Below are 24,031 nucleotides of genomic sequence, written 5' to 3' on the forward strand. Positions count from 1 at the left end.
GCGTCAGGCGGGGCGGGCGCGGCCGGTCCAGCGGGCGTCAGGCGGGCATCAGGCCCGTAGCCGCCGGCCGGACGGACGGCCGTTCAGGCCGGCGCGCACGCGTCGAGCAGCCAGCGCCGGAACACGTGGGTCGCGTCCGGCTCGGGCCGCTGCGGCGGCCGCACGAGGAAGTAACCGCGCGGCGTGACGACCGGCGCGTCGACGAGCTTCACGAGCTGCCCGGACGCGACGAGTTCGTCGACGAGCGGCGCCCAGCCGAGCGCAACGCCTTCGCCGAGCAGCGCCGCATGGATCACGAGCGCATAGCTGTTGAAGGTCACGCCGCGCGCGGCGGCTGCCGTATCGAGGCCGTGCGCGTCGAACCAGCCGGACCACGACAGCCAGCGCTCGGGGCGCGTCGGCTGCACGTGCAGCAGCGGCAACGCGAGCAGGTGATCGGCCCGGGCGACGTGCGGGTGCGCGTCGCGGAACGCGGGCGAGCACACGGGCGTGACCGATTCCGGAAAGAGTCGCGCGGCCGTGCACGACGGCCAGTGGCCGTCGCCGAACAGGATCGCGATGTCGCCGTGGTCGCGCTGCGCGTCGTAATCCTGCGACGTGACGACCCGCACGTCGACATCCGGCATCACGCGCTTCAGCCCGGCCAGGCGCGGCATCAACCAGTAGGTGGCGAAGCCGAAGTCGGTGACGATCGTGAGCGCGCCGTGCTCGCGGCGCGCCCGCAGGGTCGCGGTGGCGCCGCGCAGCGTGTCGAGGCTCAGCCGCACCGCTTCGTACAGGCACTCGCCGTCGGCCGTCAGCGTGACACCGCGCGGGCTGCGCTCGAACAGCGGCACGCCCAGTTCGGCCTCGAGCTGGAACACCTGCTGGCTCACGGCCGGCTGGGTGGAGCCGAGCTCGCGCGCGGCGGCCGTGAAGCTCGCGAGCCGGGCAGCCGATTCGAACGCGCGCAGCGCCTGCATCGACGGTAACGGTTCGGATTTCGACATAAGTCCCTCTAATGGCCCCATAAGGGCCGGACGCCTTCCCGCGCGAATTCGGGCAGGCGATAGTGCATCGGACGGTGCGGCACACGTGCTGCACGGGCTGCTTCACAGGCTGCTACACAGGCTGCTTCACGCCCCGCTTCGCATTCCGCGCCACGGGTGGCACGCAACGCATTCCGCGATTCTAGCCAGCGCGGCGTGCCCGCGCGGCACTTTCGTCGGGCCGTTTCCGTCATGCCGGACGTCTCGCTGCGCGAGCGGCGTGCCGTTCCATTCGAACACCGTTTTCCCCACGACTGCCGATGACGAACCCGACACCCAACATCCTGATCCTGATGGCCGACCAGCTTACGCCGTTCGCGCTGCCGGCCTACGGCAACCGCGTCGCGCGCACGCCGACGCTGGACCGTCTCGCCGCGCAAGGCGTGGTGTTCGACGCCGCGTATTGCGCGAGCCCGCTGTGCGCGCCGTCGCGTTTTTCGCTGCTGACCGGCAAGCTGCCGTCGGGGATCGGCGCCTACGATAACGCCGCCGAATTGCCGGCGCAAACGCTGACGTTCGCGCACTACCTGCGCGCGGGCGGCTACCGGACGATGCTGTCCGGCAAGATGCACTTCTGCGGGCCCGACCAGTTGCACGGCTTCGAGGAGCGGCTCACGACCGACATCTATCCGGCCGATTTCGGCTGGGTGCCCGACTGGGACAGCCCGGCGGAGCGGCCGAGCTGGTATCACAACATGAGCTCGGTGCTCGACGCGGGCCCGTGCGTGCGCACCAACCAGCTCGATTTCGACGACGAGGTCACGTTCGCCGCGAAGCAGAAGCTGTACGACGTCGCGCGCGAGCGGGCGGCCGGGCACGATGCGCGGCCGTTCTGCATGGTCGTGTCGCTGACCCATCCGCACGACCCGTATGCGATCACGCGCGAATACTGGGATCTCTATCGCGACGACGAGATCGACCTGCCGGCCGTGCGCCTCGACGCGGCGGAAAGCGATCCGCATTCGCAGCGGCTGCGCTTCGTCTGCGAGAACGACCGGACGCCGCCCACCGACGCACAGATCCGCGCCGCACGTCGCGCGTACTACGGTGCAACCTCGTATGTCGACACGCAGTTCGGCAGTGTGCTGGCCGCGCTCGAACAGTGCGGATTCGCCGACGACACGATCGTGATCGTCACGTCCGACCACGGCGACATGCTCGGCGAACGCGGGCTCTGGTACAAGATGACGTTCTTCGAGGGCGGCTGCCGCGTGCCGCTGATCGTGCATGCGCCGGGCCGCTTCGGCGCCGCGCGCGTGCGCGGGCCGGTGTCGCACGTCGACCTGCTGCCGACGCTCGTCGACCTGGCCGGCGCCGCCCCCGCCGGCGGCTGGCCGGACCCCGTCGACGGGGCAAGCCTCGTGCCGCACCTGAACGGCACGCCGGCGCACGATGTTGCGCTCGGCGAATACCTCGCGGAAGGTGCGGTCGCGCCGGTCGTGATGATCCGCAGCGGCGACTGGAAGTACGTGCATTGCCCGGCCGATCCCGACCAGCTCTATCACCTCGGCGACGACCCGCGCGAGCTGACGAACCTCGCCGGCACGCCGGAAGCCGCGGACGTGCTGGCCGCGTTCCGTGCGCAAGCCGCGCAGCGCTGGAACCTGCCCGAACTGGACCGCCAGGTGCGTGCGAGTCAGCGGCGCCGGCGTTTCCATTACGCGGCGACGACGCAGGGCCGCATCCACGCGTGGGACTGGCAGCCGTTCACCGACGCGAGCCAGCGCTACATGCGCAATCACATCGAACTCGACACGCTCGAGGCGATGGCGCGCTTTCCGCGCATCGGGCGTTGAGCGCCCCGCATCGCGATCATTGAAGAACGACGGAGGAAGCGAACCATGAAACGGCAACGCAATGCAGCAATCCGAAGGATCGGCGCGGCGCTCGCCGCCGCCGCGTGCGTGGCGGCGACGCAGCCTGCGCACGCGGCCGACCCGCAGACGTGCGGCGACGTGAAGATGGCGGCGCCCGGCTGGACCGACATCGATGCGACGAATGCGATGGCGGGCGTCGTGCTGAAGGCGCTCGGCTATCGGCAGGACGTGGCGAACCTGTCGGTGCCGATCACGTACCAGGGGCTCAAGAAAGGGCAGGTCGACGTGTTCCTCGGCAACTGGATGCCCGCGCAGGCGCCGCTCGTGAAGCCGTTCGTCGACGAGAAGTCGATCGACGTGCTGCACGCGAACCTGAGCGGCGCGAAGTTCACGCTCGCGGTGCCCGACTACGTGGCCGCCGCCGGCGTGCATACGTTCGCCGATCTCGCGCGCTACGCCGACCGCTTCGGCGGCAAGATCTACGGGATCGAGCCCGGCGCGCCCGCGAACCAGAACATCAAGCGGATGCTCGCCGACCATGCGCTCGGCGCGGCAAACTGGTCGCTCGTCGAATCGAGCGAGACGGGCATGCTCACGCAGGTCGAGCGCGCGGTGCGCGACAAGCGGTGGATCGTGTTCCTGGCCTGGGAGCCGCATCTGATGAACACGAAGTTCCACCTGACCTACCTGTCGGGCGGCGATGCGTATTTCGGCCCGAACTACGGCGGGGCGACCGTCAATACCGTTACGCGCGCCGGGTTCGCCGGCCAGTGCGCGAACCTGGCGCGGCTGTTCCGGCAGATGACGTTCTCCGTCGACGTCGAGAACCGGATGATCGCCGACATGCTCGACCACAAGACGTCGCCCGCGCTCGCGGCGCAGCGTGCGCTGAAATCCGCCCCGGCGCTGGTTGCCGGCTGGCTGGACGGCGTGACGACGGCGGCCGGCGCACCGGGCCTGCCGGCCGTGCGCGCGGCCCTCGACGGGCGCTGATTCCCTCCTTCCGGGCGGCCGGTTTTTACCGGGCCGCCCGTCTACGTGTTTTCCCGAGCGGGTCGCATCGTGACCATTTGGTGTCGCCTTCAGACGGGTGACGCGAAATATGGGTTTGTATTTTTCGCCAATGGCTGCGTTATTGCGGAAAACGAAATGCCGAAGCCAGCGGGCGTACCGAATTCGAATCCACCGGCGCATCGCGGCACGCGCCGGGACGAGATTCTTTCCATCGAACGGTTCAGGGAGGGTGGTCGACAATGAAGCACACCAAAGTTGCCGTAGCCGCTGCGCTTGCATGCGCGGCCTGCGTGCCCGCCATCGGGCATGCGCAGAGCAGTGTGACGCTGTACGGGATTCTCGACGCAGGCATCACGTACGTGAACAACACTGGCGGCTCGCACGTGGTCAAGTTCGACGACGGCGTCGCGTACGGAAACCGTTTCGGCCTGAAGGGCACGGAAGACCTCGGCGGCGGCCTGAAGGCCGTGTTCACCCTCGAGAGCGGCTTCCGCCTCGGCACCGGGCAGCTCGGCTTCGGCGGCGCCGAATTCGGCCGGCAGGCGTATGTCGGCCTGCAGAACGACTGGGGCACGCTGTCGTTCGGCAACCAGCTCGACATCACGAACGAACTCGTGTCGATCTACAACATCTCCGCGTGGGGCAGCGGTTATGCGATCCACCAGGGCGACTTCGACCGCTTCAACGGCGACCGCCTGCCGAATTCGGTGAAGTTCCTGTCGAACGACCTCAGCGGCTTCAAGTTCGGCGCGATGTACTCGTTCGGCAACGTCGCCGGCAATTTCCACCGCAACAGCGCGTGGAGCGCGGGCGCGAGCTTCACGAAGGGCGACTTCTCGATCGGCGCCGCGTACACGCGCCTGAACAACCCGAACGGCATCTATGCGTTCGACCCGTACGCGATGATCGGCACGCACACGTTCCTCGGCCAGCAGACGGTGACCGTCGATCCGGCGACCGGCGCACGCACCGACCTGTTCGCGAACACGCCGATGGACGTCGACAGCCAGGGCACGTTCGGCATCGGCTCGAGCTACACGATCGGCAAGCTGACGCTCGACGCCAACTTCTCGTACACGACGATCAAGGGTTTCGGCCAGTCGTCGCACATGCAGGTGTATGAAGGCGGCGGCCTGTACCAGTTCACGCCGGCGCTGAGCCTGATCGCGGGCTACCAGCACACGCGCTTCGAAGGCCATCACTGGAACCAGGGCACGGCGGGCCTGCATTACCTGCTGTCGAAGCGTACCGACGTGTATATCTCCGGCGATTACCTGCGCGCGTCGCAAGGCGTCGATGCGGTGGTCGGCTACAGCTTCACGCCGTCGACGACGCAGACGCAGGCCGACGTGCGGATCGGGATGCGGCATTCGTTCTGAGCGGGGTGGTGTGAGGTTGTGACGTCTTCAGCGAGGTCTCTCTTTGGCGCGAACCGAGGTTCGCGCTTTTTTTTGCCTGACGGGGTTGAGCGGGCACGAGAGCCGTCCGGTCAAGGCCCGCTGCCGGGCCGCCGCACCGGGATCGTCGCCGGGCGACTGCCCGACGGTATTGACCGGTGCCGTCTATAGACGCTAGCATCGTCCCCATGCTTGATCGCGCCCATTTCCTCTCGTCGCTGCTCCGCGCATGTTGTCAGAACGTGCCAGGGGGAAGTTGCGTCCAGCGAACTCGCTGAACATTCAAGCAATCGCCTTCCGGCCGCCTGTGATGCAAGACAGGCGGCCTTTTTGTTTTTGGGCCGACACCTTCGGACGGAGAAACTCGATGCCGCTTGCGCTGTATGACACCTGGTCGCGTACCGTGCGCCCGTTCACGCCAATCCGGGCCGGGCAGGTCGGCATGTACTGCTGCGGCCCCACGGTCTACGACGACGCCCACATCGGCAACCTGAGAACCTACGTGTTCGAGGATCTCCTGCGCCGCGTACTGGTGCGCAACGGATACGAGGTGCGGCACGTCGTCAACATCACCGACGTCGGCCACCTGACTTCGGATGCGGACGAAGGCGAAGACAAGATGGAAAAGGGCAGCCGCCGGACCGGCGAATCGGCGTGGGCCATCGCCCGGCGCTACACCGACGCTTTCGTGCGGGACTGGCGCGCGCTCCACCTGCTCGAGCCGACGGTCTGGTGCCGCGCCACGGATCACATCGCCGAACAGATCGCGTTCATCGATACGCTCGACCGGGGCGGCTACGTCTATCGCACGGACGACGGCCTCTACTTCGACACCAGTCGGCAGGACGACTACGGTTATCTCGCGCGGCTCGACCGCGCGGGGTTGCAGGCGGGCAAGCGGGTCGCGCTGGGCGACAAGCGGAGCATCACGGATTTTGCGTTGTGGAAGTTCAGCCCGGCCGGCGTCAAGCGGCAGATGGAATGGGACAGCCCGTGGGGGCGCGGCTTTCCGGGCTGGCATATCGAATGCTCGGCGATGTCGGCGAAGTATCTCGGGACGTGGTTCGATATCCATTGCGGCGGCGAGGATCATATCGCCGTGCACCACAGCAACGAGATCGCGCAGACGCGGGCGGCCCACGGCACGAACCTCGCGAATTACTGGATGCACGGGCACTTCCTGACGCTCGATGCCGATACGAAGATGTCGAAGTCGAGCGGCGATTTCGTTCGTCTGCAGACCTTGCAGAGCAGGAATATCGACCCGCTCGCGTACCGTTACCTGTGCCTGACGGCCCATTACCGGAGCAAGCTGCATTTCACGTGGGCGTCGCTCGACGCCGCGCACACCGCGCTGAACCGGCTTCGGCACCTGTATGCCGGCTGGCCGGACGGAGGGCGCGTCGATGCGGATTTCGCCGCGCGATTCGACGCCGAAGTGAACGAGGACCTGAATCTGCCCAGGGCGCTCGCGGTGCTCTGGGATCTGGTCAGGAGCAACCTGCCCCCCGCGACGCTGAAAGCGACCGTGGACAGCTTCGACACCGTGCTGGGCCTCGGTTTGCGCGCATGGAGGCCGGTTGCACCCGACATTCCGGAACACGTTCGCGGGCTGCTCGCCGAACGCGAGCGCGCGAGAGCGGACAAGGACTGGGTGCAGGCCGACCGGATACGGGAAGCATTGAGCGCGCAGGGTTGGCGAGTCGAGGACACCCCGGAAGGTCAACGCCTGTTCGGCATCGCCGGCGGCGCGGCCGACGAGGGCGTTCCGCCCCGGTGAAGCCCGCGGCCGCCAGCATCGGAAAATCCCGTGCCCGAGCCGCCATCCGGCGGCCGCGATCGACGCGGCCGCCGGATGCGTTGCCCCCCGCGTCCGCTCGATGTTGCCGGCCACGTCCCCGGCCCGTTTTGCGCGCTTGGCATATCATCGCGATTTCGCCGCGTCCGTACCGTTGTCGCGCGCATGCGTCGGCGTGCGCCTTCGCTTTCCCGAACGGTGCCGGCGTGCCGCGCCGACCGCCGAGACCTCGATGACCGACTCCGTGCCCGATCCCAGTCCCTTATCCCCGTTGCCCGCCAACCTGTTCCGTCACGCACCGTTCCAGCGCTTCTGGGGCACGCGCGTGATGTCTTCCCTGGCTTTCCAGATCCTGTCGGTTGCAATCGGGTGGTACGTCTACGCGCTCACGCACAGCGCGTTCGCACTCGGTCTCGTCGGCCTCGCGCAGTTCGTGCCGATGTTCGCGCTGACGCTCGTCGTCGGGCAGGTGGCCGACCGCTACGACCGCCGGCGCATCGCGACGATCTGCCAGGCCGTCGAGGCGCTGGCCGCCGGCGTGTTCCTGCTCGGTGCCGCGCAAGGATGGCTGGCCGCGCCGGCCGTGTATGCGCTCGCGGCGATCGTCGGCACGGCCCGCGCGTTCGAGTCGCCGTCGGTGTCGTCGCTGCTGCCGGCCGTCGTGCCGCGCAGCGACCTGCCGCGCGCGACCGCGTTGTCGACCTCGGCGAACCAGGCCGCGCAGATTCTCGGGCCCGCGTTCGGCGGGCTGCTGTATGGCGTCGGCGCGCCCGTCGCGTTCGGCACGAGCGTCGTCGCGTTCGCGGTCGCGGCGGTGTTGAGCGGCACGATTCCGCTGCGCGGCGCGCCGCCCGCGCGCGAACCGGTGACGCTCCGTTCGGTGTTTTCAGGCATCGCATTCATCCGGCGCGAACCGGCGATCCTCGGCGCGCTGTCGCTCGACCTGTTCGCGGTGCTGTTCGGCGGCGCGACCGCGCTGCTGCCGATCTACGCACGCGACATCCTGCAGGTCGGGCCGTGGGGGCTCGGCGCGTTGCGCGCGGCGCCGGCGGTCGGCGCACTCGCGGGCACGCTGTGGCTCACGCGCTTTCCGCTCAAGGGGCGGCCCGGCCGCGCGATGTTCGGCGGCGTGATCGCGTTCGGCATCGCAACGATCGTGTTCGGGCTGTCGAGAAATTTCGTGTTGTCGCTCGTCGCGCTGGCGGCGCTCGGCGCATCGGACGTGGTGAGCGTCGTCGTGCGCCTGTCGCTCGTGCAGCTGCGCACGCCCGACGACATGCTCGGCCGTGTGAGTGCCGTCAACTCGCTGTTCATCGGCACGTCGAATCAACTCGGCGAATTCGAATCGGGTGTGACGGCTGCATGGTGGGGCGCGCCGGCCGCGATCGTCGTCGGCGGTGCGGCGACGATCGCCGTCGCGCTCACGTGGATGCGGCTGTTCCCGCAGCTCACGACGATGAAGTCGCTCGAGCGCGACGCGTGACGGGCGTCACGCGTCCTGCGTCACGCGCACGGCCGTGCCGTAGCAGATGACTTCCGTGACACCCGCGCCGATCTCGGTCGAGTCGTAGCGCATCGCGACGATCGCGTTCGCGCCGAGCTTGCCTGCGTCGGCGAGCATCTTGTCGAAGGCCTGCTGGCGGGCTTTTTCGCACAGCGACGTGTACAGCGTGATGTTGCCGCCGAAGATCGTCTGCAGCGATGCGCCGAACGAACCGACGATCGAGCGCGAGCGCACGACGATGCCCTGGACGACGCCGAGCGAGCGAACGGTCGTGTGGCCGGGCAGGTCGAACGCGGTCGTGACCCGGGTGGGCGACAGGTCGTCGACGGAGCGGGAGAAATCGGTCATGGCGGGAAGCGTGTAGCGAAGTGGTCGAACGGGGATTCTATCCGGACGACGCGGCGTACCGGGTTCGACGACGGGTCGGCGCCGCGACCGCGGAGAACGCTTCGCGACGCAAGCGTATGCAAGCCGCGAGCATACGCTTCCGTCATTTCCGGACGAACAGCCCGGCCGCGCGCCGTCAGCGCTTCACGGTCGCACTGCCGTTGCCGCCGAGATCGACCGCGTAGGCCAGCGCCAGCTTGCCGAACTTCAATGCATGGTTCGCCTGCCGATCCGAATTCTCCAGCGTGTCGTTCACGGTATGGATATACGGACTGTCGTTCTGATCGGCCTCGAACGGGAACGACGCCGGATACCCTTGCGCATTCCACGACGCATGATCCGAGCACGCATACCCGCACTGCGACGTGCCGATCGCGAGTTCCGGCAGGTAGGTCTTCGCTAGGTTCGTCAGGTAGGTGTTCTGCGACGCGTTCGTGTAGTCGGTGATCAGGTAGATGTCCTTCGGGTCGCCCTTGTAGTTCGTCATGTCGAGCTGCAGCACGCCGACCACGTTCACGTTTTGCGCACGAAACTGCTTCGCGATCGCCTTCGAGCCGAGCAGGCCGGCTTCCTCGGCCGCGTATCCGACGAACTTGATCGTCCGCTTCGGCCGATAGTTGTTCGCCAGCAGCACGCGCAGCGCTTCGGTGAGGCTGGCGATGCCTGACGCATCGTCGTCCGCGCCGGGCGAGCGCGTGTTTTCCGTCGTGCGCCCGACCGTCGAATCGAGGTGGCCGCCCAGCACGACGGTGCCCGCGGCCGGATCGCTGCCGCGGATCGTCAGGATCACGGATTTCTGCGGAAAGCCCGTGTGCGCGAACTGCTCGACGGTGATGTCGGCGCGCGAACCGGCCAGCTGCTTCCACTGCAGCGCGAGCCAGTCCGATGCGGCGACGCCGTGCGACGTCGTGTAGTAACGGTTCGTGAAGCCGGACAGCGACGTGATCGTGCCGACGATGTTGCTGGCCTGCAACTGCTGGATCCACGTGCCGATCTGCGGCGCGTTCGAAACCTGGTACGTGGAAGCCGCGGCCTGCTTCGCGAGCGGCGTCGGCAACGGCTGCAGTGCCTGGCGCGCGTCGTCGAACGAGTCGTGCACGACGTAGCCGGGCCCGTGGCCGCGCGTATGGTGGACGGCGTGGGCCAGCTCGCCGAGCCGCGAATCGTCGATCTCGACGACGTGTACGGTCTCGCGGCTCGCCGCGCCGTCGGCCGCCTTGCCGGCATCGAGGGTCGTGCTGTATTGCGCGGTGGCGCTTGCGTCGATGCGTTGCAACTGGCGGAATGCCGCGTCGCCGAGCGTGATCCACACCGGCGTCGCGTGCGCGGCGGCGGTCAGCAGCATCCCGCCCAGCGCGGCGCTCAGGCGGGTGAGTTTCAGAGTAGGCATGTTCGATCTCGTGAGGATGGCGATGTCGATGAAGGGGGCGCGTCACAGGTCGTGCGATGCGCCCCCGCCTGCTGCGGAATTACGACTTCTTCGGTACGGTCACGCCGTACGTGCAACTCTGGTTGTACGCATTGCCGATCGCGGTGAGCTGCGCGTTGCTGTAGCCGAGCGCGGACGCCGCCGTCAGCACCGCCTGCGCGGCGGCTTTCTGGTTGGTCGAGCTGTTGGTCATCGACAGCCCCTTCAGGAACGCCTTGTCCATCGCCTGCGCGCCGATCGCGTCGCGCGCGACGAGGTTGCACGAGGCCCAGTACTGGCCGGCCGTATGGATCTCCGCGCCGCGTGCCTGCGCATAGGTGCGCCCGACGTTCCAGTTGGTCACGCGGCCGCCCCAGAACTCGTTGTGGCCGTCCCAGTTGTAGACCCAGTGGTACTGCGCATCCGACGGGCTCCACTGGTTGAAGTCGCGGCTGTACGCGGCGGCGAGATAGTCGCCGGTGCCTTCCGACAACCCTTCCTGCTGCGACAGGCCGCCGTTCGTCACCCAGTCGTGGATGCCGTGGCCGAGTTCGTGGATCACGACGTCCGCATCCTCCGCGTCGTCGACGCCGCCTTGCCCGAAGGTCAGCCGGCCGCTGCTCGACGAGTACGACGAGTTGTCGTCGCCCGATTCGCCGTGCGGGTCGTACTGCACGCCGCCCGTGTACTGGTACGGCAGCGCCTTGATGCCGAGCGTCTGGTTCACGTAACGGAGGAACGTGTCGATGTGGTAGTACGCGTTCACCGCCTCGAAATACAGGTTGCCGCGCGTGAATTCGAATGCGGGGGTCGACTGCACGGGACACGCGTTGTCGCGCGGCGCGTCGAAATCGACGCATGCCGCATACGGGCCCGACAATGAATAACGCGCACCCGACTGCGCGAGATCCTTCAGCGTCACGCGCACGCGCGCGGCGGTGAGTTGCGACGAATCGGCGTCGTTGCTGTCCTTGTAGCCCGTGCTGCCGTAGCTGCTTTTGGTCGGCGACAGCGGGTCGGGCCGGAACACGAAGCCCGTGCCGTCGGTCGCGTAGAGCGCCTTGTCCTCGGCGCGCAGCACTTCGCCGCTGCCTGAGTCGATCAGCAGTTCCCAGTCGCCTTTCGGACCGTCGTTCGGGCGGCCGCGCACTTTCCACGCGGTATGCGTGCCGGCCTTGTCGACGAAGGCGACGAGCTGCGCATCCTGGTTCGTGAAGCCGCTCACGCCGAGATACGCGCGTGCGCGGTCGAGCGCCTGCTGCTGGTCGACGGCCTGCGCCTTGCCCGACTTCGCGACCACGCCGTTGATCGTGTTGCTCGCGACGTACAGGATGCGGCCGTCCTTCGCGACCGTCACCGCGATATCGCTGCCGTACACGGGCAATCCGGCTGCCTGCTGCTGCAGGCGCACGACGGTGAACTCGGCGTCGCTGCGCTCCGACGTGACGACGAGGCTCGCGAGCGCGGTCGCGTCGAGCCCGAGTTGCGCGGCCTGCGACGCGACGAAGTCGCGCGCGGTGGCGGCGGGCGTCGCGGCGGCCTTCTTCGCGCGATAGGCGGGGTTGTACAACGTGACCGCCACGCCGTCCGCGCGGAACTGCCCGGCGGCCGTATCCGCCTTGGCGGCCGGCGGCGCGACGCCGCGTGTCAGGCTTTCGCGCAGGCTCGTTGCTTGCGGATTCGAGACTTTCGTATCGGCCGCGGTGCCGCCGACGATGCCGAAACCGAGCGCGAGACCCAGGGCGAGCGGCAGTGCTTTGCGTGATGTCTGCATACGTGATCCTCATCTCAACGGTTGGACACGCCCGCGCGTTCGTGGCGCGCAGGCACGACACGGCCCGCGCGCCGGCTCGATCGAGCCGGTGCGGCGAAGCGGTGTGGGGAGCGTCGACTGACTAAGGAAACCTAAATGTCAGGTCGAAAAGAAACTGGCGGGATTGGACGGCGAGAAGCAGGAGGACGCGCGCGCGAAGCGGCGAACGAAGAATCGAACGGCAGGCAGGTGCGGCGACGGCGAATCGAGCATCGTCATGTCATACCCCTCGGATCGAATCGATATCGGTGGCAGCCTGCCGCGATGCGGCATGCAAGTTGTTAGGCTGCCTATCTAACTTTTTTTGGTATGTTACAGAATATTTTCAACGACATTCCAGTTTATTTTCGATGACCTCTTCAGTCCGTCGATCAATCGTCGGCATTGTTCAGCGAGCGGCGGGAAACGCTGCCGGAACGCGCAATTCCGCGCGGGATTGTGCTTGAAACCCGCGACGATCAGCGCGTCGCGCGACGGTCGCTGCGCGGGCTCAGGCCGAATCGCGCGCGATACGTGCGCGAGAAATGCGACGGCGATTCGAACCCGCACGCGACGCACACCGACGTGATGCTCATGTCGGTCTGCTGCAGCAGTTCACGCGCGCGATCGAGCCGCAGGTTCAGGTAGAAATGCGTCGGCGTGTCGTTCAGCGTCGCGCTGAACAGGCGTTCGAGCTGGCGCCGCGTGATCGACACCTCCTGCGCGAGCGCATCGGAGCCGAGCGGGTTTTCCATGTGCCGCTGCATCGTGCCGATCACCTGGATCAGCTTGCGGTTGTGCACGCCGTAGCGCGCGGCGATCTCGAGCCGCTGGCTGTCCGAGCGCTGCCGGATCCGGCTGACCACGAACTGCTCGGAGATCGCCGCCGCGAGATCGGCACCGTGCCGCCGCCCGATCAGGTCGAGCATCATGTCGATCGACGCGGTGCCGCCCGCGCACGTGATGCGCCGGTCGTCGATCTCGAACAGCTCCTGCGTCGCGTTCAGGCCGGGGTAGCGTTCCCGGAACGCGGCCAGTGCTTCCCAGTGCAGCGTGAGCGGCTGCGACGCGTCGAACAGCCCGGCTTCCGCGAGCACGAAGCTGCCCGTGTCGATGCCGCCGAGCGTTGCACCATGACGGTGCTGGCGGCGCAGCCAGTCGCCGATCGCGCGCGTGTAGCACACGAGCGGATCGAAGCCGGCGACGACGAACACCGTATCGACCGTTTCGACCTCCGCGCATGCGGCTTCGGCGGCGACCGGAATGCCGTTGCTCGCGGCGACGGGCGCGCCGTCGGCGCTGATCACGTGCCAGCGATAGAGCTCCGTGCGAAAGCGGTTCGCGACGCGCAGCGGTTCGACCGCGGACATGAAGCCGAGCGCGGAAAAGCCGGGCAGCAGCAGGAAGTGGAAATCCTCGGGCATCGGGGCAGGCAATGGAATCCGGTGGTCGTCGCGTGTCGCGCGGGGCGGCGAACGGTCAGCCGGAGATTATCGCGGGTTTTGCGCGGCCTCAGCGCGTTTTTGCGCCGCGCGCGGAACGGCGCGCGGTGGTCGACGGCAACTCGCCGAATTGCGCCTTGTAGGCGTTCGCGAAATGCCCGAGATGGATGAAGCCCCAGCGTGCGGCCGCGTCGCTGATCGGCAGGTCGGCCTGCCGCGTGTCGAGCAGCATCCGCCGCACTTGCGACAGGCGCAGCGATCGCACGTAATGCAACGGGCTGGTCTGCACGACCGACTGGAAACTGTTCTGCATCGTGCGCCGGCTCACGCGCAATTGCGTGCACAGGCTCAGCACGTCGACCGGTGCCTCGGGATGGTCGATCACGTAGTCGTGCACGCGGCGCACGATGTCGGCGCGGCATGCATGCGTGAGACGGTTCGGCGGCTCGGGAATCCGGTACGTGAGGAGATCGACGAGCACGTTGCCGATCTCGCCGCGCAGTTCGCGCTGCGCGCGTGCGTCGCGGAAGGTATCGGGTGCCGACAATACACGCTCGAGGTGCGTCGCGATCTGCACGCTCGCGCGCATCAGCACCGCGGTGGGCATGTCGACGACGCCGCGCCGCAACGTGACTTCGTCGAGGCGGACGTCGGCCGCATCCTCGATCTGCTGCATCAGTTCGCCATTGGCGACGACTCCGATCAGCGACATGTCGTCGGGCGAGTGCAGCTCGAACGGGGTGCCGCCGCGCGCCAGCACCATCGTGCCGCGTTCGATGCGCGCACCGCCGAATGCGAACGCACCCGCGCCGGTGAGCGGCATGCCGAACACCGTCTGGTCGTGCGGCAACCTTCCGCGCTGGATGATGCGAACGTTGGCGGCTTCCTGGAACAGCTGCACGCTGTCCAGCACCGCATGCTTGACCGCGCTGCGATACGCGCCGGAGCCGATCTGGTCGTAGCGCTGGTTCCAGCCGCGCAGCGCCTCGGCATGCCGGTCCGCGTTGTCGAACCTCTCGTGAAACACGAACACAGCGCCTCCAGGTGCGTCGATCAGGACCGCGCAAGATTAAACCGACCGCGCGGTCGGCGCAATAAGGGGCAGCGCTATTCCGGGCGCATCTGCCAGAGGGTCGGAAGCCTTCGGCCGGCGTGCCTTTCAGGCGGTTTTCCAATATCCCGAATCGGCACGCACGCGGTGCCGGTCCGGGTGCTGACCGGATTTATTGTCGAACTACAGTCGCCCCACGTTACGTGATTCCCCAACTGGAGGCGACATGAGGACAAGGCGACGAACCGCGGTGCTCGCGGCGACGCTGGCGTTCGCGGCGGCATGGGCCGGCGGCGCGAATGCGACGGAAAAGCCGGAAGAACTGGTCGTGCAGAAGATGCCGCCCTGGCATCCGCACGAGGTCTATATCGTCGACATCTCGATGCCGTCGATGACCGACGGACGCATCTACGTGTACGACGCCGATGCGAAGAAACTGCTCGGCCAGATCGACGGCGGCTTCGGCCCGGGCCTCGCGATCTCGCCGGACCGCAAGACGAGCTTCGTCGCGACGACGTACTTCTCGCGCGGCTCGCACGGCACGCGCACCGACGTCGTCGAGATCACCGACAACACGACGCTCGATCATGCGGGCGAGATCGTGATTCCGGCGAAGCATGCGCAGCATGTGCCGTCGCCGTACAACACCGCGCTCAGCGCGGACGGCAAGCGGCTGTACGTCGCGAACATCACGCCGGCCGCATCGGTGACGGTGATCGACGCGGTCTCGAAGAAGGTGCTGTCGGAGATCGACACGGCGGCCTGCGTGCTCGCGTATCCGTCGGGCAACGACCGCTTCACGGCGCTGTGCGAAAGCGGCAAGGCGCTGACCGTCACGCTCGATGCGAGCGGCAAGGAAACGAAACGCACGATGTCGGATGCGTTCATCGACGTCGACAAGGATCCGGCGTTCGTGAACGCGTCGCGCTACAAGGGCGACTATCTGTTTACGACCTACGGCGGCAACGTGCGCAGCGCGGATTTCAGCGGCGACAAGCCCGTGTTCGGCAAGCCGTGGCCGCTGCTGACGGACGCCGAACGCGCCGAAGGCTGGCGCCCGGGCGGCATGCAGCAGACGGCCGTGCAGGCGAAGCAGAACCGCTACTACGTGCTGATGCACAAGGGTACCGACGGCTCGCACAAGGACCCCGGCACGCAGGTGTGGGTGTTCGACCTGAAGTCGAAGCAGCGTGTCGCGCGCTGGGATCTCGCGCAGCAGAAGATCGATCCCCTCGTGTCGATCCAGGTCAGCGAGGACGACAAGCCGCTGTTCTACGGGCTGACGGCGACCTCCGACCTCGTCGTGATGGATGCGCGCACGGGCAAGCTGCAGAACGTCGAGAAGCAGATCGGCAATACGTCGTCGCTGCTCGTCAACCCGTGAGGCCGCGATGACGCTCGATCCCGTACTTGCCACCAGCGCGCAGGCCGGCGCTGCCGTCGTCGTGCTGCTCGGCGCCTTCGCGAAGATGCGCCGGCCCGCCGCGTTCAGCCAGGCACTCGCCGGCTACCGGCTGCTGCCCGACGCGCTGACCGCGCCCGTCGCGTTCGCGATTCCGCTCGCGGAAGCCGTCGGCGCGGCGGCACTGCTGTTTCCCGATACGCGCACGGCCGGCGCGATCGGCCTGATCGCGCTGCTCGTCGCCTTCGCGGCGGCAATCGCGATCAATCTGCTGCGCGGCCACACCGACATCGACTGCGGCTGTTCCGGCTTCGCGGCCGCGCGAGCGGATGCGCCGCGCGGCATCGGCTGGCTGCACGTCGGTCGCGCGCTGCTGCTCGCCGCGCTGGCCGCGACCGCGCTCGTCGAGCCGGGCGCGCGCGCGGTCGTGTGGTTCGACTACCTGACGCTGTTCTTCTCCGTGCTGCTGATCGTCTGCGCGCTGCTCACCGTCGACGTGCTGCTCGCCAACGTACCGCGCCTTTCCCATCTGAGGAATTCATGATGCAAACCGCTCTCACCGTTTCCACCGCCCTGCTGTGGGTGGCCGTCCTCGCGCTCGGCGCGATCTGTCTCGCGCTCGTGCGCCAGATCGGCATCCTGTACGAACGCATCATGCCGGCCGGCGCATTGATGATCGACAAGGGGCCGGCGGTCGGCGCGATCGCGCCGGCGTTCGAACTGACCGACATTCGCGGCTCGCAGGTGAAGGTCGGCGGCATCGATGCGTCGGGCAAGGCGACGCTGCTGTTCTTCCTGTCGCCGACGTGCCCCGTCTGCAAGAAGCTGCTGCCGCTGCTGCCGTCGCTGCAGGCGAGCGAATCGACGCCGGTGAACATCGTGCTCGCGAGCGACGGCGATATCGACGAACACACGCGCTTCGCGCGCAAGCACGACCTCGGGCGCTTCCCGTACGTGCTGTCGCAGGAGCTCGGCCTCGCGTACCAGATCGGCAAGCTGCCGTACGCGGTGCTGCTCGACGAAACCGGCACGGTGCGTGCGAAGGGCCTCGTCAATACGCGCGAGCATCTCGAGAGCCTGTTCGAAGCGAAGGAGCGCGGCGTCGCATCGCTGCAGCAGTTCGTGCACGGCGATCACAGCCACGACGCGCACGCGCAGCACGCATGACCGGCCGACCCTCTTTCAACGTCAAGGGAGAACAACGACATGGGCCTGTTTGATTCATGGTTCGAGCGGTCGGCGCGCGGCGTCGCGCAGCACAGTTCGCGGCGCAGCGCGATGGCGAAGCTCGGCAAGGTGCTGGTGGGATCGGCGATGCTGCCGCTGCTGCCCGTCGATCGCACCGCGTATGCGGCCGACGCGGCGTCGGGCGCATCCGGTGCCGCCGCGTCGGGGGCGAGCGACGACCCGATGAGCTGCGACTACTGGAAATACTGCGCGATCGACGGCTGGCTGTGCAGTTGCTGCGGCGGCACGTCGAGCAGTTGCCCGCCGGGCACGACGCCTTCGCCGATCACGTGGATCGGAACCTGCCGCAATCCGCACGACGGTTCGGACTACATCGTGTCGTACAACGATTGCTGCGGCAAGACGTCGTGCGGCAAGTGCTTCTGCAACCGCAACGAGCGCGAGAAGCCGCTGTACAAGCTGTCGTTGAACAACGACATCAACTGGTGCATGGCGAACGGCAATTCGAATTACCACTGTTCGGTTTCGGTTCTGTTGGGGGCGGCGAAGCAATGAAAGTGACGCAAGCAGGAAAGATCGCAGTCGCATGCATGACGGCCGTGGCGGCCTTCGCGTTGCCAGGCGCCGCCGGCGCGCAGGAAGCCGTGCATTACCCGGCCGGCAAGAGCCTGTTCGACGCGCAGTGCGCGGTGTGCCACCAGGCGGGCGGGAAAGGGCAGGACGGCCTCGCGCCGCCGCTGACCGAGTATCCGGGCAAGTATGCGACGGCCGAGGCGGGGCGTGCGCAGCTGGTCGCGACACTGCTGCACGGGATGTTCGGCGAGATCAAGGTGCACGACAAGCGCTACAACTTCAAGATGCCGTCGTTTGCGAGCGCCAGCGACGACGATATCGCGCACGTGCTCAACTACGTCGTGTTCGATCTCAACGCGCAGCACGGCGATGCGAAGCCGTTCACGGCGGCCGACATCCGCGCGGCGCGCGCGAAGGCGATGGACGGCACGGCCGTTCACGCGCAACGCGACGTCGTCATCAAGGGGCTCGGCCTGTGAAGGTTGCCCGTGCATCCCGCGTTTGCGACGTCGCGCCGCGCACGCGGTGCGCGGCGGCATCGTGGCTCGGCCACCTGTCGCGCCGCCTGTCGTCGCTGCTGATGCTTGCCGGGGCGGTCGTCGGCCTGACCGTGGCACCCGCGCATGCGGAAGGCGCGGCCGACGCGGCGCTCGCGCGGCAGCACTGGGTGCTCAACTGCATGGGCTGCCACACGGCCACGGGCGGCGGTATCGCCGGCAAGGTGCCGCCGCTCGCGAACTCGCTCGGCTATTTCACGCATCTGCCGGCCGGGCGCGAGTACGTGATGCGCGTGCCCGGCGCGTCGAACTCGGCCCTGTCGGACCAGGACCTGGCCGACGTGCTCAACTGGGTACTCACGACCATGAACCGCGACGCGTTGCCGCGCGACTTCAAGCCCTATACGGCCGCCGAAGTCGCCGCGCACCGCCGTCCTGCCTATTCCGACGTCGCGACCGTGCGCGCCGGCCTCGTTCGCGCGTTGCAAGCACGCGGGGTCGACGGCGTCGTGGATCGCTACTGACCGACCGATTCAGGAAATCGAGGAAGAACGAAGATGGAGACGAACCAGAACTTTCCGCTGCTCGACGCCACACGCGCGTTTCTCGCGAAGCCGAAGAAGATGTTGATCGGCGCCGAGTGGACCGACGCTGCGTCGGGCCGCCGGCTCGACGTCGTGAATCCGGCCGACGGCACAGTGCTCGCGCGCGTGCCCGAGGCGGACGAGCACGACGTGCAACAGGCCGTCGCGGCCGCGCGGCGCGCATTCGATGCGGGGCCGTGGCGCACCGCGAAGACCACCGACCGCGAGCGTCTGCTGCTGGCGCTCGCCGACCTGATCGAAGCGAATGCGCGCGAGCTGGCCGAGATCGAGTCGCTCGACAACGGCAAGCCCGTGATGGTGGCGCAGGGGCTCGATGTCGCGATGGCCGCGCAGTGCTTCCGCTACATGGCCGGCTGGGCGACGAAGATCGAAGGCAGCGTGATCGACGCGGGCATGCCGTACATGCCCGACAGCGAGATCTTCACCTACACGCGCAAGGAGCCGGTCGGTGTGGTCGGCGCGATCATTCCGTGGAATTTCCCGTTGCTGATGGCGGCGTGGAAGCTCGCGCCCGCGCTGGCCACGGGTTGCACCGTGGTGTTGAAACCCGCGGAAGATACGCCGCTGAGTGCGTTGCGCCTCGGCGAGCTGATCCAGGCGGCCGGTTTCCCGGACGGCGTCGTCAATATCGTCACCGGCTACGGTCATACGGCCGGCGCCGCGCTGTCGCGCGATCCGCGCATCGACAAGATCGCGTTCACGGGCTCGACGCAGACGGGCAAGACGATCGGCCACGCGGCGCTCGACAACATGACGCGGATGTCGCTGGAACTCGGCGGCAAGTCGCCGGTGATCGTGCTGCCCGACGTCGATCCGGACAAGGCCGCGCTCGGTGTGGCGAACGCGATCTTCTTCAACCAGGGGCAGGTGTGCACGGCCGGGTCGCGCGCGTACATCCACGCGAAGGTGTTCGACGACGTGATCGGGCGCGTCGCGAAGATCGCCGCGAGCCTGAAGATCGGCCCGGGGATGGATCCGTCGACGCAGATCGGCCCGCTCGTCTCGGCGAAGCAGCGCGAGCGCGTGTGCGGCTATATCGATTCGGGATTCGGCGAGGGCGCACGCGCCGCGGCGGGCGGCCGCGCGATCGACGGCCCGGGCTTCTTCGTCGAGCCGACCGTGCTGGTCGATACGACGCAGGCGATGCGCGTCGTGCGCGAGGAGATCTTCGGGCCGGTGCTCGTCGCGATGCCGTTCGACGACGTCGACACGGCCGTGCAGCTCGCCAACGACACGCCGTACGGCCTCGGCGCGAGCATCTGGTCGAACGACCTTTCCGCGATTCACAAGCTGATCCCGCGCATCGCCGCGGGCACGGTGTGGGTCAACTGCCACTCGCTGCTCGACAACGCGATGCCGTTCGGCGGGATGAAGCAGTCGGGTTTCGGCCGCGAACTCGGTCGCGCGGTGATCGACCAGTACACGGAAAGCAAGTCGGTGATGATGAACTACGCATGAGCGTAACGACGGGTGCGTGCGTCGCCGTCACGTCGGCCGCGCACGCATGCCGTTGGCGGGCACATCCGGATCGCGGCAACGCGGCCGGGCGCCGGCGGCGGACTGCAGCCGCGCGCCGATCCCGTTCGGCGCGGGCGCGCTCGACCTGAAGCATCCGCGCGATGCGGCACCGGGCGGTGCGCAAGGCCAGCCGGCCGGGTCGGAGCACGACGGGAGCACGACGAAGCACGACATCCGATCGCACGAACGAACGCAACGAACGCCACGAACGCGTCACGCACGAACCAGCACCACGCCGAGAATGAGGCACGCCGCACCGGCCAGGCGGATCGGGCTGGCCGAATGCTGCTGGATGCCGAGTACACCGAAATGATCGAACACGAGCGCGCCGGTCATCTGCCCGACGACGATCAGCGCGAGCGTCGTCGCGGCGCCCAGTCGCGGCACCATCAGGATCGCGATGCCGACGAACACCGCGCCGAAGAATCCGCCGGTCCAGCTGAACCACGATCCCGCCTCGGCGACGGTACCGCTCAGGCGAGCGTGCGGGGACAGGAGCGCGACGGCGAGCATCGCGGCCAGGCCGACGAGGTAGCTGACCGACCCGGCCCACCACGGCGAGCCGAGCTGCGCGCGGAGGTTGGCGTTGAGCACCTGCTGCAACGCCACGCTGATGCCGGCGGCGACGGCCAGCAGATACGACAGGAGAGTAGTCACGAAGAGGGCAGCTCCGGCGATGTGGCCGCGACGGCGGTTCCGGCACGGCAGGCTTCCATTCTGGGAAGCGCGACGGTATAACGCAAATATCAAATCTGGCGCTTGTCCATCTCGTTTCGGCATGCCTTCCCTGAGACAAATTCAGTACTTCCTGACCGTGGCCGATCTCGGCGGCTTCACGCCGGCCGCGAGCGCGCTCCACGTCGCGCAGTCGGCGCTGAGCCGGCAGATCGGTCAACTGGAAGACGAACTGGGGTTCCCGCTGTTCGACCGGGAGCCGAGGGGCGTGCGGCTCACGCCGGCCGGCGCGATCTATCGCGATCGCGTCGCGTCGATTCCGGCGACGCTGGCTGCCGCGGCCGAGGAGGGCGCACGGTTGTCGCGCGGTGAAGCCGGTGTATTGCGGCTCCTGCATTCGAGTACCGTTCCCGTCGGCAGCCTGATGCCCGTGCTCGAGCGTTTCATGGGCGCATGCCCGGGTGCGCGGATCGATCTCGACCGCGCGTCGTCCGAGGATCAGGTGCTGGAGATCGCGAACGGCAACGCCGATCTCGGGATCGTCCGTGTGCCGGTGCTGCGCCGTGATCCGCGCGTGCGTTTCGTCGAGCTCGCGGCCGAGCGCTTGTGCGTGGCGGTGCCGGCCGACCACCCGCTGGCGGGCCGCCGGCGCACCGCGATCTCGCGGCTGCGGCACGAGCCGTTCGTATCGGCCGTGCATCGGGAGCGGGGCGGGCTGGCGCGCGTCGTGATCGACCTTTGCCTGAAACGGGGATTCGTGCCGGCGACGGCCCGGATCGTGTCGCCGAAGACGTCGATGCTGAATCTCGTCGCGGCCGGGCAGGGCGTGGCGATCGTGCCGGAGCGGATGGCGAGCCTCGGTATCAACAGGGTCGTTTTCGTGCCGATCTCGGATGACGACGCAAAATCGGCGTGCGCGCTGGTGCTGCCGGTCGAGCCGACGGCGCTGGCGGACGCGTTCGTGCGCGTGATCGCGGCGGGAAGCACGCGGCACGATGCCTGAAGGGCACCCCGTGCGTCATCCCGCCGGATAAAAAAAACGCCAACCCGTCGAAACGGGCTGGCGTCGTGCTTCAGGTATGGCGACGATCAGAACTGGTTCATCGTGTTGTCCTTGCCTGCCGCCTTCAGCGCTGCTTCGCCGCTGAAGTATTCCTTGTGGTCGTCGCCGATGTCCGAGCCGGACATGTTCTGGTGCTTCACGCAGGCGATGCCCTGACGGATTTCCTTGCGCTGCACGCCGGCCACGTAGCCCAGCATGCCCTGGTCGCCGAAGTATTCCTTGGCCAGGTTGTCGGTCGACAGCGCGGCGGTGTGGTACGTCGGCAGCGTGATCAGGTGGTGGAAGATACCTGCTTCGCGCGATGCGTCCGCCTGGAACGTGCGGATCTTCTCGTCGGCCAGCGTGGCCAGTTCCGTCTCGTCGTACTCCACGCTCATCAGTTGCGCACGGTCGTATGCCGACACGTCCTTGCCTGCTGCCTTCATCGCGTCATACGCCTGCTGACGGAAGTTCAGCGTCCAGTTGAACGACGGGCTGTTGTTGTACACCAGCTTCGCGTTCGGGATGACCTTGCGGATCTCGCTGACCATGCCGCCGATCTGCGCGATATGCGGTTTTTCGGTTTCGATCCACAGCAGGTCGGCGCCGTTCTGCAGCGACGTGATGCAGTCGAGCACGCAACGCGCTTCGCCCGTGCCGGCGCGGAACTGGAACAGGTTGCTCGGCAGGCGCTTCGGACGCAGCAGCTTGCCGTCGCGCTTGATGACCACGTCACCGTTGCCCAGCTGGTCGGCCGACAGTTCTTCGCAGTCGAGGAACGCGTTGTACTGGTCGCCCAGGTCGCCCGGCGTGTTGGTCACGGCGATCTGCTTGGTCAGGCCGGCGCCCAGCGAGTCGGTACGGGCCACGATGATGCCGTCGTCCACGCCCAGTTCCAGGAACGCGTAGCGGATCGCGCGGATCTTGGCCAGGAAGTCCTCGTGCGGCACGGTGACCTTGCCGTCCTGGTGGCCGCACTGCTTCTCGTCGGACACCTGGTTTTCGATCTGGATACAGCATGCGCCCGCTTCGATGAACTGCTTGGCCAGCAGGTACGTGGCTTCCGCGTTGCCGAAACCGGCGTCGATGTCGGCGATGATCGGCACGACGTGCGTGACGTGGTTGTCGATCTTGTCCTGGATCGCGGCCTTCGTGGCAGCGTCCTTGGCGGCATCGAGTTCGCGGAACAGGCCGCCCAGTTCACGGGCGTCGGCCTGGCGCAGGAACGTGTAGAGCTCGCGAATCAGCGCGCTGACCGAGGTCTTTTCGTGCATCGACTGGTCCGGCAGCGGGCCGAACTCGGAGCGCAGCGCGGCGACCATCCAGCCGGACAGGTACAGGTAGCGGCGTTCGGTGCTGTTGAAGTGCTTCTTGATGGAGATCATCTTCTGCTGGCCGATGAAACCGTGCCAGCAACCCAGCGACTGCGTGTACTTGGACGGATCGGCGTCGTAGGCGGCCATGTCGGCACGCATGATCTTCGCGGTGTACTTGGCGATGTCCAGGCCCGTCTTGAACTTGTTCTGGGCACGCATGCGGGCGGCGTACTCGGGGCTGATCGCATTCCACGCGCTGCCGTGGTTTTCCTTCAAACCGGCAACTGCCTTGATGTCGTCTTGATACTGGGCCATGTCAATCTCCTGGGAGCAAAGCGCGTTTGAGTAACTGGTTGAGCGTGCCCGCCACGTCTGTCGCAGCGAACTGCATGGGATAAATAGTAACGCCGCCCGTTGAGCTTTTGGTGATGTCTTATATAAGACATAAGACATTATTTTTTGTTGTTTTTCAACGGGTTACGTTGCTGTTTTTGCGATGCAAAACAAGTTTTCAAGCGGCGAAAACGCGGCGGCGCGGGAAATCGGCGCGGATTCCGCAATACGAAACGCGCTTTCG

At 67.3% G+C, this 24,031-nt stretch carries 21 protein-coding genes; 13 read left to right on the top strand and 8 right to left on the bottom strand.

The features are described 5' to 3' along the window. Positions 1 to 83: 83 nt before the first annotated feature. Positions 84 to 989: a choline sulfate utilization transcriptional regulator gene (locus VK92_RS25275; protein ID WP_042976344.1), complete on the bottom strand. Its 906-nt coding sequence runs from the start codon at positions 987 to 989 to the stop codon at positions 84 to 86. 299 nt (positions 990 to 1,288) lie between these two features. Between VK92_RS25275 and betC the strand changes: the two genes are divergently transcribed. The 5 genes from betC (at position 1,289) to VK92_RS25300 (ending at position 8,537) form a co-directional block, all read left to right on the top strand. Further along, positions 1,289 to 2,824, top strand: coding sequence for a choline-sulfatase (betC, locus tag VK92_RS25280; RefSeq protein ID WP_021161480.1), 1,536 nt, complete (start codon positions 1,289 to 1,291; stop codon positions 2,822 to 2,824). A gap of 45 nt (positions 2,825 to 2,869) precedes the next feature. After that, positions 2,870 to 3,838 (top strand): choline ABC transporter substrate-binding protein, encoded by a 969-nt coding sequence (gene choX, locus VK92_RS25285; protein ID WP_048024814.1) that lies wholly within the window; start codon positions 2,870 to 2,872, stop codon positions 3,836 to 3,838. Positions 3,839 to 4,098: 260 nt separating this feature from the next. Then, positions 4,099 to 5,238, top strand: a complete 1,140-nt coding sequence (locus VK92_RS25290) for a porin (protein WP_021161478.1) — start codon at positions 4,099 to 4,101, stop codon at positions 5,236 to 5,238. 385 nt (positions 5,239 to 5,623) lie between these two features. After that, entirely contained in the window at positions 5,624 to 7,036 is a 1,413-nt protein-coding gene (gene cysS / locus VK92_RS25295; RefSeq protein WP_048024816.1) for a cysteine--tRNA ligase, read from the top strand. A gap of 250 nt (positions 7,037 to 7,286) precedes the next feature. Beyond that, complete coding sequence (locus tag VK92_RS25300; RefSeq protein ID WP_048024876.1) at positions 7,287 to 8,537, top strand: MFS transporter; 1,251 nt, start codon at positions 7,287 to 7,289, stop codon at positions 8,535 to 8,537. A gap of 6 nt (positions 8,538 to 8,543) precedes the next feature. Here VK92_RS25300 and VK92_RS25305 read toward each other — a convergent pair whose 3' ends face one another. From VK92_RS25305 to VK92_RS25325, 5 genes are all read right to left on the bottom strand, one after another. Then, positions 8,544 to 8,906, bottom strand: a complete 363-nt coding sequence (locus VK92_RS25305; protein WP_048024817.1) for a YbjQ family protein — start codon at positions 8,904 to 8,906, stop codon at positions 8,544 to 8,546. A 175-nt stretch (positions 8,907 to 9,081) separates the two neighbouring features. Continuing rightward, positions 9,082 to 10,335: a M20/M25/M40 family metallo-hydrolase gene (locus VK92_RS25310; protein WP_048024819.1), complete on the bottom strand. Its 1,254-nt coding sequence runs from the start codon at positions 10,333 to 10,335 to the stop codon at positions 9,082 to 9,084. A 79-nt stretch (positions 10,336 to 10,414) separates the two neighbouring features. After that, a complete protein-coding gene (locus VK92_RS25315; RefSeq protein ID WP_048024821.1) occupies positions 10,415 to 12,127 on the bottom strand; it encodes a M36 family metallopeptidase in 1,713 nt (570 codons plus the stop codon). Between the two features lie 497 nt (positions 12,128 to 12,624). Beyond that, positions 12,625 to 13,569: a GlxA family transcriptional regulator gene (locus VK92_RS25320; RefSeq protein WP_021161470.1), complete on the bottom strand. Its 945-nt coding sequence runs from the start codon at positions 13,567 to 13,569 to the stop codon at positions 12,625 to 12,627. An 88-nt stretch (positions 13,570 to 13,657) separates the two neighbouring features. Continuing rightward, positions 13,658 to 14,620, bottom strand: a complete 963-nt coding sequence (locus VK92_RS25325; protein WP_048024823.1) for a helix-turn-helix domain-containing protein — start codon at positions 14,618 to 14,620, stop codon at positions 13,658 to 13,660. A 244-nt stretch (positions 14,621 to 14,864) separates the two neighbouring features. Here VK92_RS25325 and VK92_RS25330 point away from each other — a divergent pair, with 244 nt between their 5' ends. The 7 genes from VK92_RS25330 (at position 14,865) to VK92_RS25360 (ending at position 20,361) form a co-directional block, all read left to right on the top strand. Then, positions 14,865 to 16,022, top strand: a complete 1,158-nt coding sequence (locus tag VK92_RS25330; RefSeq protein WP_048024824.1) for an amine dehydrogenase large subunit — start codon at positions 14,865 to 14,867, stop codon at positions 16,020 to 16,022. A 7-nt stretch (positions 16,023 to 16,029) separates the two neighbouring features. After that, positions 16,030 to 16,584, top strand: a complete 555-nt coding sequence (locus VK92_RS25335; protein ID WP_048024826.1) for a MauE/DoxX family redox-associated membrane protein — start codon at positions 16,030 to 16,032, stop codon at positions 16,582 to 16,584. After that, complete coding sequence (gene mauD, locus VK92_RS25340; protein ID WP_021161465.1) at positions 16,581 to 17,207, top strand: methylamine dehydrogenase accessory protein MauD; 627 nt, start codon at positions 16,581 to 16,583, stop codon at positions 17,205 to 17,207. Before VK92_RS25335 ends, mauD begins: the two co-directional genes overlap by 4 nt. A gap of 39 nt (positions 17,208 to 17,246) precedes the next feature. Further along, entirely contained in the window at positions 17,247 to 17,783 is a 537-nt protein-coding gene (locus tag VK92_RS25345) for a methylamine dehydrogenase light chain (protein ID WP_021161464.1), read from the top strand. After that, positions 17,780 to 18,280, top strand: coding sequence for a c-type cytochrome (locus VK92_RS25350; protein WP_048024828.1), 501 nt, complete (start codon positions 17,780 to 17,782; stop codon positions 18,278 to 18,280). The genes VK92_RS25345 and VK92_RS25350 overlap by 4 nt, the downstream gene beginning before the upstream one ends. Before the next feature lie 101 nt (positions 18,281 to 18,381). After that, complete coding sequence (locus VK92_RS25355) at positions 18,382 to 18,822, top strand: c-type cytochrome (protein WP_205713655.1); 441 nt, start codon at positions 18,382 to 18,384, stop codon at positions 18,820 to 18,822. Between the two features lie 33 nt (positions 18,823 to 18,855). Next, positions 18,856 to 20,361: an aldehyde dehydrogenase family protein gene (locus tag VK92_RS25360; RefSeq protein ID WP_048024833.1), complete on the top strand. Its 1,506-nt coding sequence runs from the start codon at positions 18,856 to 18,858 to the stop codon at positions 20,359 to 20,361. Between the two features lie 273 nt (positions 20,362 to 20,634). Here VK92_RS25360 and VK92_RS25370 read toward each other — a convergent pair whose 3' ends face one another. Next, the gene (locus VK92_RS25370; RefSeq protein WP_048024836.1) at positions 20,635 to 21,078 is read right to left on the bottom strand and encodes a DMT family transporter; all 444 of its coding nucleotides are present in this window, start codon (positions 21,076 to 21,078) and stop codon (positions 20,635 to 20,637) included. Positions 21,079 to 21,199: 121 nt separating this feature from the next. Between VK92_RS25370 and VK92_RS25375 the strand changes: the two genes are divergently transcribed. After that, positions 21,200 to 22,099, top strand: a complete 900-nt coding sequence (locus tag VK92_RS25375) for a LysR family transcriptional regulator (RefSeq protein ID WP_048024837.1) — start codon at positions 21,200 to 21,202, stop codon at positions 22,097 to 22,099. Between the two features lie 86 nt (positions 22,100 to 22,185). Here the strand turns inward: VK92_RS25375 and VK92_RS25380 are convergent, their stop codons facing one another. Next, positions 22,186 to 23,769 carry an isocitrate lyase gene (locus tag VK92_RS25380; protein ID WP_048024839.1) on the bottom strand — a complete coding sequence of 528 codons (1,584 nt, stop codon included), beginning with the start codon at positions 23,767 to 23,769 and terminating at the stop codon, positions 22,186 to 22,188. Between the last annotated feature and the right edge of the window lie 262 nt (positions 23,770 to 24,031).

Source organism: Burkholderia sp. LK4 (genome assembly GCF_001043615.1).
Lineage (GTDB): Bacteria > Pseudomonadota > Gammaproteobacteria > Burkholderiales > Burkholderiaceae > Burkholderia > Burkholderia cepacia.

Excerpts from the sequence above, each read along its gene's own strand:
- betC (WP_021161480.1), top strand. The coding sequence starts at position 1,289 with ATGACGAACCCGACACCCAACATCCTGATCCTGATGGCCGACCAGCTT.
- VK92_RS25355 (WP_205713655.1), top strand. The coding sequence starts at position 18,382 with ATGCTTGCCGGGGCGGTCGTCGGCCTGACCGTGGCACCCGCGCATGCG.
- VK92_RS25335 (WP_048024826.1), top strand. The coding sequence starts at position 16,030 with ATGACGCTCGATCCCGTACTTGCCACCAGCGCGCAGGCCGGCGCTGCC.
- mauD (WP_021161465.1), top strand. The coding sequence starts at position 16,581 with ATGATGCAAACCGCTCTCACCGTTTCCACCGCCCTGCTGTGGGTGGCC.
- VK92_RS25345 (WP_021161464.1), top strand. The coding sequence starts at position 17,247 with ATGGGCCTGTTTGATTCATGGTTCGAGCGGTCGGCGCGCGGCGTCGCG.
- VK92_RS25290 (WP_021161478.1), top strand. The coding sequence starts at position 4,099 with ATGAAGCACACCAAAGTTGCCGTAGCCGCTGCGCTTGCATGCGCGGCC.
- cysS (WP_048024816.1), top strand. The coding sequence starts at position 5,624 with ATGCCGCTTGCGCTGTATGACACCTGGTCGCGTACCGTGCGCCCGTTC.
- VK92_RS25380 (WP_048024839.1), bottom strand. The coding sequence starts at position 23,769 with ATGGCCCAGTATCAAGACGACATCAAGGCAGTTGCCGGTTTGAAGGAA.
- VK92_RS25375 (WP_048024837.1), top strand. The coding sequence starts at position 21,200 with ATGCCTTCCCTGAGACAAATTCAGTACTTCCTGACCGTGGCCGATCTC.
- VK92_RS25305 (WP_048024817.1), bottom strand. The coding sequence starts at position 8,906 with ATGACCGATTTCTCCCGCTCCGTCGACGACCTGTCGCCCACCCGGGTC.
- VK92_RS25360 (WP_048024833.1), top strand. The coding sequence starts at position 18,856 with ATGGAGACGAACCAGAACTTTCCGCTGCTCGACGCCACACGCGCGTTT.
- VK92_RS25330 (WP_048024824.1), top strand. The coding sequence starts at position 14,865 with ATGAGGACAAGGCGACGAACCGCGGTGCTCGCGGCGACGCTGGCGTTC.
- VK92_RS25315 (WP_048024821.1), bottom strand. The coding sequence starts at position 12,127 with ATGCAGACATCACGCAAAGCACTGCCGCTCGCCCTGGGTCTCGCGCTC.
- VK92_RS25310 (WP_048024819.1), bottom strand. The coding sequence starts at position 10,335 with ATGCCTACTCTGAAACTCACCCGCCTGAGCGCCGCGCTGGGCGGGATG.
- VK92_RS25350 (WP_048024828.1), top strand. The coding sequence starts at position 17,780 with ATGAAAGTGACGCAAGCAGGAAAGATCGCAGTCGCATGCATGACGGCC.
- VK92_RS25300 (WP_048024876.1), top strand. The coding sequence starts at position 7,287 with ATGACCGACTCCGTGCCCGATCCCAGTCCCTTATCCCCGTTGCCCGCC.
- VK92_RS25275 (WP_042976344.1), bottom strand. The coding sequence starts at position 989 with ATGTCGAAATCCGAACCGTTACCGTCGATGCAGGCGCTGCGCGCGTTC.
- VK92_RS25320 (WP_021161470.1), bottom strand. The coding sequence starts at position 13,569 with ATGCCCGAGGATTTCCACTTCCTGCTGCTGCCCGGCTTTTCCGCGCTC.
- choX (WP_048024814.1), top strand. The coding sequence starts at position 2,870 with ATGAAACGGCAACGCAATGCAGCAATCCGAAGGATCGGCGCGGCGCTC.